Raw genomic sequence first — 12,677 nt, 5'->3', positions numbered from 1 at the left:
TCCCCATTTTATACCTCCAGGCTAAAATGAGCTGAAACCATTTCTACTAAATCTTTAATACTTGTTTTTCCATCGTTAACGAATGATAGATATCTGTTTTCACCACATTGCCTGATCACTTCTTCTGCAAACAAACAATCTCTATCCATCCAATTATTAAAGGCCTTCTGGAAGTCACTACATCCATCTAACACAGAATGGATCCATTCTCTCTGCATATAGTGATTAATCTGAAAGTTTCTTGTTGGTATTATTGCTAAATATCGATTCCATGGTATACCTCTTTTATTCATGAGATTTGGTAAATATGCAGCCCCTTCTGTAATAATATCTCTGCCCTCACACATTGTCTCCAAATCTTGTAGGATAAAATCAAATATCTCATCGTAAAACTGCAATTCTTCATTATACTGCAAAGTGGCTTCTCTCATCCAGATTTCTTCCGGATTCATAATACTCTGCTTCCTGCATATTTCCAAATTCAACAAGAATCCATAATTTGCATATTTCTCTAGATAATCATCAACTTTAAAATAATACAAGCCATACCTGTTCGATATAATCTCTGCTATTGTGCTTTTACCGCTGCAAGGTGAACCACCTATCCAATATATTTTTGCCATCTAAAACCTCCTGAAATTTATTTAATTTCATAGTTTAATGACATTGTCCAGATATCCATTCTAAGACCTCCGTTAAATCTGACTTTTATACCTCTCAAATTCATTGTTACTATATCCTTTGTAAATATAACAATTATATATCAGTTCACTTCTCAATGCAATCTGCTTAGTTTTGCAGTGATCAAAGCATTTAATTTATTGTTTACGTAAAAAAGACCGGTCATTCTCTATTATCCTAAGAATAAACGGTCTTGTAATTAGATATAAAAAATAAAAACATATTCTTACACAGTAGTGCTCCATTTATTGCATCTTTCAGCGGTACCCCTCCGGATTACCAATCTGCCACCGCAGGGAATCCTTACACATTTCATCAATTCCCCGCTCCGCTTCCCAGCCAAGTTCTTCTTTCGCAAGGGAAACATCCGCGAAGCATTCTCCGATATCTCCAGAACGGCGCGGTTTAATGGAATAAGGGATGGGCTTTCCCCATGCCTTTGAGAATGCATCTATCATCTGAAGCACGCTGTATCCACGTCCAGTTCCCAGATTATAAATCCTGACCTGGGAATCATGGGTAGAAATTTTCTCCAGAGCCTTAACATGACCGAGCGCCAGATCCACTACATGGATATAATCCCTGACCCCTGTGCCATCTGGCGTGTTGTAATCATCGCCGAAAACGCTGACTTCTCTAAGCTTCCCTACAGCAGCCTGAGTGATATAGGGGGCCAGGTTATTGGGAATTCCAGTTGGGTTCTCACCGATCAGCCCGCTTTCGTGAGCTCCCACTGGATTAAAATAGCGAAGTATAATAACGCTCCACTCTGGATCCGCAGTATGAAGATCCGTGAGAATCTGTTCCAACATACCCTTGGTCTGACCATAGGGATTGGTGATGCTTCCTTTTGGGCTCTCCTCTGTGATGGGAACAAAGGCCGGATCTCCATATACAGTGGCAGAAGAGCTAAAAATAATCTTTTTTATCCCATGAGCTCTCATGATCTCACATAAAACAAGAGTCCCCGTAATGTTATTATGGTAATATTCCAAAGGCTTTGAGACCGACTCCCCCACTGCCTTTAAGCCCGCAAAATGGATCACTGCCTCAATTGCTCCCCTGTCAAATATCTCTTCCAACGCGTCTCTGTCCAGAAGATCTGCCTTATAAAAAGTCACCTGTCTGCCAGTAATTTCTTCCACTCTCTTTAATGATACGCTTGAAGAGTTCGATAGATTGTCTACCACAACCACATCATATCCCCGCTCTAAAAGCTCTACGCAGGTATGGCTGCCGATATATCCGGCCCCCCCTGTTACCAGTATTTTCATCCGTTATCCCCTTTCTTTATTGATATTTATTTATAATTTCTTCCATCTCCACCCACTTCTTCTCCATATCTGCTACCAGAGCAAACTGGGTTCTTGCACGATCTAAGTTGTGGTTATCCCTGCTGGTGTGGAAATAGGTGTCTCCTTGAAGGAAATCAGTCAAAAAACGCATACCGCATTCATAAGTCATTAATTTGGCACCCATAGGGAGCATTGTTCTTTCCTCTGCCGTCAATACCTCTTTGCAGCCTTCCAGATAGCCTTTCGTATAGATTTCAAACAATTCCAGAGATAAGGAGGCCTTGCTGGAATCTGGATCATCCTCTTCCGCCGTATTGGCTCCGAACCGGATGGCATCACCGAAATCAAAGATAGAGAGCCCCGGCATAATGGTGTCTAAATCAATGACACACAAAGCCTCACCAGTCTGGTCATCTATCATGATATTGTTAAGCTTGGTGTCATTGTGGGTTACACGGAGCGGCAGCCGGCCTTCTCGCAGCAGTTTCATTGCAGTATCTGCCTCGCTCTCCCTGTCCAGTACAAAATTTATCTCTTTGCTGACCAGGTGTGCCCGATTACAGACATCCGCTTTGACTGCCGCTTTAAAAGCTTGCAGACGAACCGGGGTATTATGGAAATTCAAGATGGTTTCCGTCAGTTTTCCGGCAGGGTATTCTCCAAGCCTGCACAGGAAACGACCGAAGGCTCTGCCGCTCTGGTAAAAGTCTTCCGGATTTCTCACCTTATCGTAGGTGGTCGCCCCCTCGATAAAAAGGTACCCTCTCCAATAGTTCCCATCGCTGTCCTGACAGTAATCCTTTCCATCCCTCGCCTTAACAATATTTAACGTCTCCCGGTCCGGATCTCCAGCCTGATCAATAATCGCTTCTCGAAGAAACGAGGTGACACCTGAGATATTTTTCATAAGAGAGACAGGATCCTTAAATACCTCATTGTTGATTCTCTGTATGATATAAGGCTTTATGGTTCCCCTGTCCACACAGACCAGACGGAACGTATCATTAATATGACCATTTCCATAGCGTTCACATGAAACCACTTCTCCCTGGAAAGCCAGCAGACCAATGGCCTCCCCGATCTTTTTGCATTGTGCGTCTCCCATTACTGTTCCTCCCAAAGTTTTTCCGGATAAATACCTGTTTTCTTAAGTTCCCTGATGGCATTCACCACCGTTTCCTTATCTTCTTTGTAAGTAACACCGTACCAACGGTCCACGCTCTTTAAAACGGTAACCTCCGCCTTATATTCCTTTAACAGTTCATCCACCACAAAAGGAAGGAAATATTCACATTTTAACGGATTTCCCGGAAGTTCTTTATCCAGAAAAGCGGCAAACCTCTGATCAAGCTCTTTTATTATACTTTTCGTAAATCCCCACATGTTCATGGAAACAACGGTGTCCTCGCCCAGCTCTGTCCAGGTCTTGCCGTCATCCTCTGTAAATTTCGCCTTATCTCCCTGCTTTTCAATTCTGGTGCGTTCATGGATATCTACAAGCTTTCCGTCTTCACTGATGGTGCACACGCCCCTTGCCACATGACCATTTTCCGTCAAGGTATTATAAAGGCGGTAGCCTACCATGGTATACTGATACTTCTCACCGTCGGAAATCTCTGACAACTGATTGTATATGGACACAAAAGCGCTTTTTCCATAATAATCATCCGCATTAATCACGGCAAAAGGTCCGTCTATCGCATCCTTGCAGCATAAAATTGCATGACCGGTTCCCCACGGCTTCACCCGGCCCTCCGGCACCTGATACCCGGCCGGCAGCCGGTCCAGCTCCTGGTATACATATTCCACTTTCACGTGGGACGCTATGCGGTCTCCAATGTTCTCCCTGAATTCTTTCTCAATGGTCTTCTTAATAATAAAAACAACCTTTTCAAATCCAGCCTGAACTGCGTCAAAAATAGAATAATCAATAATCTTGTTCCCATATGCATCGATAGAGTCTATCTGCTTTAATCCACCATAACGGCTGCCCATGCCTGCAGCCATAATCACCAGAACCGGTTTTTCGTTCATTGCTGTTACCTCCTGAAATTTACTATCCTCAGTATAATGAATATACTTAAAAAAATATTTGCACTATCTATTATTTTATTGATACAATTGTACTCTTCTTTCATTTTTACAGGAGGATGTGGTATACTAATTTTAAGAACAAACATCAAAAGAAAGGATGACCCATGGCCTATAAAAGCACTTCACTCCGTCCCTCAGCTGTGATTAAAAAAATTATAACGGTTCACTATTTTGAATACATGAGCAATTTCACTTTTCCCGGTGAAAGCCATGACTTCTGGGAATTTGTCTGCGTTGACAAGGGAGTCATTGACGTGGTGGCAGACGGGAAACAGATCCCTTTAAAGAGGGGAAACATCATCTTCCACAGTCCAGGGGAATTCCATAACATACTGACCAATGGGACGATTGCCCCCAACCTGGTTGTAGTGGGATTTGAATGCAATTCTCCCTGCATGAAAGCATTGAAAGGAAAAGTTTTGTCCGTTCAGGAAACGGAAGCTGCTCTTCTTGCCCAGATTATCATAGAAGCCAGGAACGCATTTACTGGAAGACTTGACGATCCCTATCAGGAAGAACTGGTCAGACGGCAGCCCGTGGCTTCCTTTGGTGCGGAACAGCTGATCGGCAATTATCTGGAAGAGCTGATCATCCACCTCTACCGTAAATATATTTCCAATCCGGAGCAGATTCTCACGGATAGCCCGGCAGAGAGCCGGATCCATGGAGATATCCATAACCGGATCGTCCGCTACATGGAAGAGCATTTAAGAGAGCACCTCACCATTGAATCCATCTGCCGTGACAATTTGATTGGGCGGTCCCAGCTTCAGAAAATATTCCGGGAAGCCCACGGCTGTGGCGTCATCGATTTTTTCTTAAATAAGAAAACGGAAGCGGCCAAACAATTAATCCGCAACAACCAGATGAACTTTACGGAAATTTCAGACTGTCTGGGTTATAGCTCCATCCACTACTTTACCAGGCAGTTTAAAAAAATCACCGGAATGACTCCCACCGAATACGCCTCCTCCATACGTTCTCTCTCAGAAAAGGCATAGAGGCTTATTTTTGTTCATTGATTCACTATATAGTCCATATACATGCCAGGGTGAAAAAGATTATAATTAATATGAATTACAACAATCTATAACTGCTTATTTAAACGGAGGCACTCCATGCAAAATTTACCGATTCAAGATAATCCTTTACAGACCCGTCAAGATTTAGTGAAAGCTTTAGAATCAATTGTTCATCCTCTGATCCCATTTTATTCTGACAGGAACACACAGCTGGTTTTAGGTAATACTGGTACATGGGCCGTAAGCCGTACTGCTAATATGGAAGCATTGGCCAGACCTCTCTGGGGGCTGGTTCCTGCAGCTGCAGGAGGTTTTGCAGATGATATCTGGCTTATTTACCACGATGCGATCCGCTATGGCACCAATCCTTCCTCCCCGGAATATTGGGGCGATATTGAGGATTATGATCAAAAAACAGTAGAGACCGCAGTATTAGGACTTGCTCTTTGTATGGCACCTGAGCAAATTTTTTATCCGCTCTCCAAAGAAGAGCAGTCTCACTTCGCAGACTGGCTCTATCAGGTAAACTATCATAAAGTTCCGGAGAACAACTGGAGATTTTTTATCGTTCTTGTTAATCTTGGTTTGAAAAATGTCGGAATGCCTTATGACAGGGAACGCATAAAACAGGAATTAGAGGCTCTGGATACTTATTATCTGGGGGAAGGCTGGTATTGTGATGGTGCAACCGAACAAAGAGATTATTATATTGCTTTTGCCATGCACTATTACGCCTTAATTTACGCACATTTGATGAAAGAGGAAGATCCTGTTCGAAGCAGGCTTTACATAGAGCGCGCTAAGATCTTTGCTCAGGATTTCATCTATTGGTTTTCGGAAGATGGCGACTGCGTCCCTTACGGAAGAAGTCTGACTTATCGCTTTGCACAATGCGCTTTTTGGGGTGCGCTTGCCCTTAACGATGTGGAAGTTTTTTCCTATGGGGTTATGAAAGGAATTGTTTTAAGGCATCTTAGAAACTGGTTCCAGAAACCTATATTTAGTCGTGACGGTATTCTTAGTATTGGGTATTGCTATGAAAATCTGGTTATGTCTGAATCTTATAATGCTCCTGGATCACCCGCCTGGTCACTAAAAGCCTTTCTACCTCTTGCCTTATCAGAAAACCATCCTTTCTGGCAGGCAAAAGAAGAACCATTGCCTGCCTTATCCTACAAAAGAGTTATGCCTCATCCTCATATGGTTTTTGTTAGAAAACCACATCATGTAGCAGCATTTACCGCTGGACAATATGCTGGCTTTGAGCCTGCTCATATGGCAGCAAAATATGAGAAATTTGCCTACTCCAATGTATTTGGATTCAGTGTACCAAGGGGTGATTATGACCTTGCGCAAAATGCTCCTGACAGCATGTTAGCGTTAAGTGAACAGGATAGCTATTACCGCGTCAGAAGAAATTGTGAATTATTGGAACTAAATGAAGAACTCATCCGCTCTCGTTGGAAACCATGGCCAGACGTGACGGTCACAACTACCGTTTTTCCAGGATTACCCTGGCATTATCGTATTCATGATATTGAAACCCAACGTCCTCTATTTGCAGCTGATTGTGGATTTTCCATTCCAAGAGCTGCCGACAAGAGGGGAGATTTTATTCCTTCAGAAGCTCAAAAGGCTGAAAATGGCTATCTGATCTTTGAGTGTCCTTATCAAGACGAGAATGAAAAAACCTGCTACCATTATATCAGTGGAATATACGATTTAAGCGGAGAAGGAAAAGCACATTTTATTCAGGCAGATAGCAACAGCAATCTGATCCATCCAAGAACCTACATACCCATGATTCAGTCACAGCTGAAGCCTGGTAAACACCGACTTATTTCTGCCGTCTATGCTGGAACAAAAGAAGCGTTGCCTACCCATATCCCAATGACTGCAGAGATGTTGCTGACACTTTTGGAAAATAGAAAATAATTAAAAAACGCCCCTGGTCTCAATCTTAAAAGACCAGGAGCGTTTAACCATGAGAGAATCACTCATCAATGGTTAAGTTCTGCTTTTTATTCAGATTCTTGTATTGCCCCGGAGTCAATCCTGTCTGCTTCTTAAAAAAACGAATAAAGGCATTACAATAGAGATATCCCACCAGTTGAGAAATCTGATTAACACTTAAATCAGTTTCATCTAACAGTTTTTTGGAGGCTTCAATCCGAATGCTATTAATTGCATATAATAAAGAGTTTCCAGTTTCACATTTATAAATCTTTGATAAATATGCAGGAGTCAGATGAAAGGTCTCTCCAAGCATTGATACATTTAGATCCGGGTTGAAATAATTTTCTTTAATATATCGATTGATATCCTCTTCTTTAAAATATTTCTGCATCTCTTGTTGTGGCAAATCCAATTCCCATGCACAAGAGCAAAAGACTAATTCCCCAAAACAATTTGGTATATGAAAATTGATTATCCCAGTGGGTGAGCATGCCAGATATTCAGCATCATCTCTAAAGCTGTTATTGATCCTATATGCGTTAAACAGCCATATATCTCCTATTTTAGGCGGTATGCTTGATGCTGTAATAAATTCAGTAAATGGGATTGCGAATTCCACCATAAATTCCTTCTCTTCCTGATCTTGAACAACAGCTGATATAATATTATTATTCACTCTGGCATATTGTAAAATCGTACCAGCCAGGTCGTTATGTATATTATAATGAAGTACTGCATTTAACGGATTTACCTCAATTTCCATATAGGTTTTTCGATCACCGTTATCATCAATGAATACTTCTACCACATCCTCTTCATACAGTTTTTCATTAAAGCCTCTCTTAGTTGCATTGATCTGTTCATACTTGCAATAGAAACCAGCGTATAAAAAGTTATCATCCCATAAGAACTTAACGATTGTCTGGTTATCACTTTCTAATCCTGTTACTGTATCTACTAGTAGAATACCTTCTGCATCCTCCCATTGGACTTTATTTAAATTACCATTGATAATAAGTTTATCGCTTATTTTCCTGCATTGATATCTCATAATGATTTCCCTTTCTGAAAATTCATATTACGCGATAAAGTAAAAAGCGGGGTGCTATAAAACTAACTTACGTTAATTTTGCAACACCCCTTATTCTTGATTTTCTTTTAGCGATTCCACAAAAATGGATCTTCTGTCCTGCTTAAATAAGCTCTAAGCCGTTCCCTGTATTTAAGAATTTCACTTCTCTCACAATCCGGCTTTAATAATTCTGGATTCATTTGATAGGGATCCATTTCATTATCATAAAGATATTCCATCTGTTCCTCGCCTGGGGCATAGCCGTTAGATATGACATAAGTGTAACGCTTATCCTTGATACCACGCCAGCCATAGGATTTATGACTAAGACCTTTCGAGGAAAAATTCTTTACCATCTCCGCTCCTCCCGGATAGGAGCATATCAACATATCCTCAGGCTCGTTCTCATCCGTTCTGAACATTCCTTTCACATGACTATAGCCTTCGCAAGTCTCTGGAACGGGAATATCCAAAAGTTCCAGAATCGTGGGCATGTGGTCAGGACTGGCAAAAATCCCATCATTGTCAGCCGCCTGGATTCTTCCCCTCTGACGAATCATAAGTGGTATATGAATAGACTCCTCATACCAGATATTTTTACTCATCAATCCATGGGAACCTAGCATCTCTCCATGATCCGATGACAGGATAACAAGGGTATTTTCCTCCATGTCATGATCTTTTAGATATTTTAGGATTCTTCCAAACTGCTGATCAATCCCATAAATTGCGGCATAATACTGCCTTGTCTGAGTCTCCAGGAGCCCTCCCTTTTCTCTCATCTCTTCCGGAACATTTTCACGATAGCAGACCTCCAGGTCCTTAAACCGCTGGTAATACTTATCCGGCACCAGCTCATAGGGAAGATGTGGCGGATTGTAGGATAGATACAGTGCAAATGGCTGTTCACCCTCTTTCCCTGCTTCCATGTATTCAAGCGCCTTGTCTGTTTCAAATTCTGCCGACCATTTTCCTGGCTTTATCTGGCTTTCATCGTCTTGCCAATAATGGGGATTCATATGATCGTCCCAGGCTCCGTAAGACAGCCAGTAATCAAATCCATGCCTTCTTTCCCCTGGCGGCGTATAGGCATCCCAGTCTCTTGCACCTGATATTGGATTGGTAACAAAGTTAAGCTCCGATGCATCCAGATGCCATTTACCAATGTATCCTGTCCGGTAACCTTCAGCCTTAAGCACGTCTCCAATGCAAAGCTCCTGAGGTCTTAACATGACCTTTTCTTCCAATCCAATCTTGCAATTGGTCCACATTCCAAGGTGGAAGGGGTATTTACCTGTCATAAGAGACGCCCTGTGAGGCGAGCATAAGGGATACGTGCTGTAAGCATTGGTAAATCTCATGCTCTCCCTGGCAAAAGAGTCAATGTTCGGTGTTATCACCTGATCCATGTTCATAAATCCCATGGCGTGCGTCCGCCACTGGTCAGCAAATACATACAGCAGATTTGTCTTCATTCTTTTTTCTCCTCCACCAGCACTTACCAGTACAGCTTCCAGTCCCTGGAGAGCCTTGTCAGCGCCTCCATATAAAAATAATCTCCCCATGTATTGCACTCATCTACACCACGGTCGGTACAGGTATTCTCTTTTGAATTCCTTGCATAGGTGCCATGGAGCAGTAACCCATTGGATGTTTTGTGATCCCTGTTGGCACAAAGGTCTGTCAGCGCCCTAAGCATCCGGTCAGCTGCAGCCAGATATACCTGGGCCTTCTCTTTTTCTAAATATTTTGCCATTTCCAGGATTCCGCAGACAGCAATGGCAGACGCAGAGGAATCTCTCGGCTCCTCACTTCCTGTGTCAAAGTCAAAATCCCAGTAAGGAATCAGATCTTCCGGCAGATGTTCAATAAAATAATCCGTCACTCTGCAGAATAAGTCCATGTACTCCGGATTCTTCAAATACCGATAGCTTAAAGCAATTCCATAAATCCCCCAGGCCTGGCCTCTGGCCCATGCAGAACCGTTGCGGTTCCCCTGGTGGGTTACTCCATACGTGGGTTCCCCTGTTTCCACATCAAAGAAATGGGTATGGTAAGTAGAATGATCCGGACGCAAAATACATTTCATGGCAGTCTTTATATGGTTTTCCGCCTTATCTTCGTAGGAAGGATCTCCTGTCACTTCGGTTGCCCAGTAAAGTAAGGGAAGATTTAACAGGCAGTCAATGATCAGTCGGTATTCCTTTGGTTCGCCAGGATTTCCCCATGCCTGAAGAAACTTTCCTCTTTCTCTGTATCGTTCTGCCAGATGATCTGCTGCCAATAATGCAGCTTTTTTTGCATGTTCATTGCCAGTCAGTTTATAGGCTGCAACACAGGATAAGCTATATAGAAATCCCATATCATGATGATTTACGTCAATTTTATTTTCAATTCTGTCCAGAAAGCTTTCTACCTGTACCTGAGCGGCTTTTTGGAATGCATCATCCCCGGTATGCTCGTAAGCCAGCCAGATCACTCCTGTCCAGAACCCTGTTGTCCATTCCACGTTTTCTGTTGCCTGGTAAAATCCATCGAAGCTGTTGGAGGACTGGAATTTATCCGTAAACTTCGTAAGATTCTCTTTCACGATCTTTACTGCGTCATTAAGAGCCTTTTGAACCATCCCCTCTTCCATTTCAGGATACTTTTTAATTTGTACCAACGTCTGTGCCATATGCTGCTCCTTTCCTATTCACTGTCCATCTTTTTGGACATAAAGGGATACCCGCAGGGTGTTTCCGCTTTCTATCCTTTGATTCCGCTGGCTGCAACGCCCTCTACAAAGAACTTCTGACAGCTTAAAAATACAATAATAACCGGGATCAATGAGCAAACGGAAGCAGCCATGATCCATGCATAATCCGCACCAAACTGAGATATGAACATTCGGATACCAAGCTGTATGGTTTTCAATTCCTTTGTCTTTAAATAGATAAGCGGTCCCATAAAATCATTCCACACATTGGTAAATGTAAAAATGGTCAGGGTTGCCATAGCAGGTTTCCCAAGAGGAAACACAATTTTTCCAAAGATGCCATATTCATTTAACCCATCGATCCTGGCAGCTTCGCATAATTCATCGGGAATGCTGATATAAAACTGGCGGATTAAAAATACACCAAACGCAGAGAACGCCTGCATTAAGATCAATCCTAAATGAGTATCGTTAAGACCCATCCTGGAAACCAGAATAAACTGTGGAACCATATAGACCTGCCATGGTACAGCTATGGTAGTAACATACATGAGAAAGATCAGATCTCTGCCTTTAAAACGCGTTTTTGTAAAACCATAAGCAGCAAAACAGCTGGTGCACAGCTGTATGATGGTAGTAATAACCGTCAGCTTGGCTGTATTGAAAAAGAAGGTCACAAGGGGCAGCTTCTTCCAGATGATTTTGTAGTTCTCCCAATGCATCGTATCGGGCCACCATTTCATTGGTACGGAAAATACGTCTTTATTAAGCTTTAAAGAAGAGATCACCATCCAGTAAAAAGGCACCAGCATAAAAAGGGATAAAGCAATCAGTCCCAGATACAGAGGTATCTTTAAATCCTTTGTTTTTGTATTCATCGCTTTCCCTCCTTACATCAAATCCTTAGACCACTTCTTTTCACCCGCGAACTGAATCAGGGTGATCACAAGCACTACTGCGAACAAAATAATGGCTCCCGCACTTGCCGGTCCAAACTCCCATGAGGTAAATGCTTTTTCATAAATATAATTGACCAGGGTCTTGGTGGCGTTACCAGGACCTCCCCCTGTCATTACATATACAAGATCAAATACCTTAAAGCACTGAATTGTAAGCATAATCAGCACGAAAAATGTGGTCGGAGTCAGCATGGGAATCGTAATATACCGAAGCTTCTGAATACCATTGGCTCCGTCAATCCCTGCCGCTTCATAAAGGGAACCTGAGATTCCCTGGAGAGCTGCCAGATACACGATCATATAGTAACCCATATATTTCCATACACTTACTACAGAAATGGCCACCATGGCCCATTTCACATCAACAACCCATCTGGGAGGTCTGGAAATGCCAATGAATTTTAAAAATTCATTAATGGGGCCAAAATCGGGCTGAAATAACATGTTCCATACTGCACCTACCGCCACAATGGAGGCAATGTAAGGAAAATACAGTGCTGTACGAAAGATCGCTATCCCTTTTAACTTATGATTCAGTAAAACTGCCAGTAAAAGTGAAAGCACCAAAGTTGGGAATACCGTAAGCAATGCATATTGAATGGTGTGAAGAAAGGATTGAACAAATATCCTGTCACCAAAAATCTGAGCGAAATTTTTTAATCCAACAAACTCCATAGGAGCCTTGGAGCCATCCCATTTCATAACACTTAAAATAAAGGAAAAAATAACGGGGATAAATACGAAAATAGCATATCCGATTAAATTAGGCAAAATAAAGGAATAACCGACCAGGTTACTTCGGATTGCTTTCTTTTGATGCGACGTCAATGTGGTTTTTACTTCTTTCATACTGGGTTAACCTCCTTTTCACCTGCTTTTTGCCACAAAAAGAGCGCCTTG

General features: G+C 42.2%; 11 protein-coding genes. 2 read left to right on the top strand and 9 right to left on the bottom strand.

All coding sequences use genetic code 11. From position 1 onward, the window contains the following. Window positions 1-8: 8 nt before the first annotated feature. From ACOAOT_RS05600 to ACOAOT_RS05585, 4 genes are all read right to left on the bottom strand, one after another. The gene (locus ACOAOT_RS05600) at window positions 9-623 is read right to left on the bottom strand and encodes a nucleoside/nucleotide kinase family protein (RefSeq protein WP_420216082.1); all 615 of its coding nucleotides are present in this window, start codon (window positions 621-623) and stop codon (window positions 9-11) included. A 315-nt stretch (window positions 624-938) separates the two neighbouring features. Continuing rightward, window positions 939-1,955: a UDP-glucose 4-epimerase GalE gene (galE, locus tag ACOAOT_RS05595; RefSeq protein WP_420216081.1), complete on the bottom strand. Its 1,017-nt coding sequence runs from the start codon at window positions 1,953-1,955 to the stop codon at window positions 939-941. 16 nt (window positions 1,956-1,971) lie between these two features. Next, window positions 1,972-3,081 (bottom strand): phosphotransferase enzyme family protein, encoded by a 1,110-nt coding sequence (locus tag ACOAOT_RS05590; RefSeq protein WP_420216080.1) that lies wholly within the window; start codon window positions 3,079-3,081, stop codon window positions 1,972-1,974. Further along, on the bottom strand, window positions 3,081-4,010 hold the full coding sequence (locus tag ACOAOT_RS05585; RefSeq protein WP_420216079.1) for a nucleotidyltransferase family protein: 930 nt from the start codon (window positions 4,008-4,010) through the stop codon (window positions 3,081-3,083). The genes ACOAOT_RS05590 and ACOAOT_RS05585 overlap by 1 nt, the downstream gene beginning before the upstream one ends. A gap of 164 nt (window positions 4,011-4,174) precedes the next feature. On the opposite strand from ACOAOT_RS05585, the gene ACOAOT_RS05580 reads away from it, so the two are divergent. Together ACOAOT_RS05580 and ACOAOT_RS05575 are read left to right on the top strand one after the other, a co-directional pair. Beyond that, a complete protein-coding gene (locus ACOAOT_RS05580; RefSeq protein WP_420216078.1) occupies window positions 4,175-5,071 on the top strand; it encodes an AraC family transcriptional regulator in 897 nt (298 codons plus the stop codon). A gap of 117 nt (window positions 5,072-5,188) precedes the next feature. Further along, entirely contained in the window at window positions 5,189-7,027 is a 1,839-nt protein-coding gene (locus tag ACOAOT_RS05575; protein ID WP_420216077.1) for a DUF2264 domain-containing protein, read from the top strand. 58 nt (window positions 7,028-7,085) lie between these two features. On the opposite strand, the gene ACOAOT_RS05570 is transcribed toward ACOAOT_RS05575, so the two are convergent. From ACOAOT_RS05570 to ACOAOT_RS05550, 5 genes are all read right to left on the bottom strand, one after another. After that, the gene (locus ACOAOT_RS05570; protein WP_420216076.1) at window positions 7,086-8,099 is read right to left on the bottom strand and encodes a carbohydrate-binding family 9-like protein; all 1,014 of its coding nucleotides are present in this window, start codon (window positions 8,097-8,099) and stop codon (window positions 7,086-7,088) included. A gap of 107 nt (window positions 8,100-8,206) precedes the next feature. After that, window positions 8,207-9,595 carry a sulfatase family protein gene (locus ACOAOT_RS05565; protein ID WP_420216661.1) on the bottom strand — a complete coding sequence of 463 codons (1,389 nt, stop codon included), beginning with the start codon at window positions 9,593-9,595 and terminating at the stop codon, window positions 8,207-8,209. Between the two features lie 23 nt (window positions 9,596-9,618). Beyond that, on the bottom strand, window positions 9,619-10,797 hold the full coding sequence (locus tag ACOAOT_RS05560; RefSeq protein WP_420216075.1) for a glycoside hydrolase family 88 protein: 1,179 nt from the start codon (window positions 10,795-10,797) through the stop codon (window positions 9,619-9,621). Window positions 10,798-10,868: 71 nt separating this feature from the next. Further along, window positions 10,869-11,696 carry a carbohydrate ABC transporter permease gene (locus ACOAOT_RS05555; protein WP_420216074.1) on the bottom strand — a complete coding sequence of 276 codons (828 nt, stop codon included), beginning with the start codon at window positions 11,694-11,696 and terminating at the stop codon, window positions 10,869-10,871. Window positions 11,697-11,708: 12 nt separating this feature from the next. Beyond that, window positions 11,709-12,626 (bottom strand): carbohydrate ABC transporter permease, encoded by a 918-nt coding sequence (locus tag ACOAOT_RS05550; protein WP_420216073.1) that lies wholly within the window; start codon window positions 12,624-12,626, stop codon window positions 11,709-11,711. Between the last annotated feature and the right edge of the window lie 51 nt (window positions 12,627-12,677).

It is taken from the genome of Lacrimispora struthionigena, from assembly GCF_048627165.1.
Classification (GTDB): Bacteria; Bacillota; Clostridia; order Lachnospirales; family Lachnospiraceae; genus Lacrimispora.
This window is presented reverse-complemented; position numbering and strand designations above follow the sequence as displayed.

Coding starts and splice junctions, on each gene's coding strand:
- ACOAOT_RS05600 (WP_420216082.1), bottom strand. CDS start 623: ATGGCAAAAATATATTGGATAGGTGGTTCACCTTGCAGCGGTAAAAGC.
- galE (WP_420216081.1), bottom strand. CDS start 1,955: ATGAAAATACTGGTAACAGGGGGGGCCGGATATATCGGCAGCCATACC.
- ACOAOT_RS05590 (WP_420216080.1), bottom strand. CDS start 3,081: ATGGGAGACGCACAATGCAAAAAGATCGGGGAGGCCATTGGTCTGCTG.
- ACOAOT_RS05585 (WP_420216079.1), bottom strand. CDS start 4,010: ATGAACGAAAAACCGGTTCTGGTGATTATGGCTGCAGGCATGGGCAGC.
- ACOAOT_RS05580 (WP_420216078.1), top strand. CDS start 4,175: ATGGCCTATAAAAGCACTTCACTCCGTCCCTCAGCTGTGATTAAAAAA.
- ACOAOT_RS05575 (WP_420216077.1), top strand. CDS start 5,189: ATGCAAAATTTACCGATTCAAGATAATCCTTTACAGACCCGTCAAGAT.
- ACOAOT_RS05570 (WP_420216076.1), bottom strand. CDS start 8,099: ATGAGATATCAATGCAGGAAAATAAGCGATAAACTTATTATCAATGGT.
- ACOAOT_RS05565 (WP_420216661.1), bottom strand. CDS start 9,595: ATGAAGACAAATCTGCTGTATGTATTTGCTGACCAGTGGCGGACGCAC.
- ACOAOT_RS05560 (WP_420216075.1), bottom strand. CDS start 10,797: ATGGCACAGACGTTGGTACAAATTAAAAAGTATCCTGAAATGGAAGAG.
- ACOAOT_RS05555 (WP_420216074.1), bottom strand. CDS start 11,696: ATGAATACAAAAACAAAGGATTTAAAGATACCTCTGTATCTGGGACTG.
- ACOAOT_RS05550 (WP_420216073.1), bottom strand. CDS start 12,626: ATGAAAGAAGTAAAAACCACATTGACGTCGCATCAAAAGAAAGCAATC.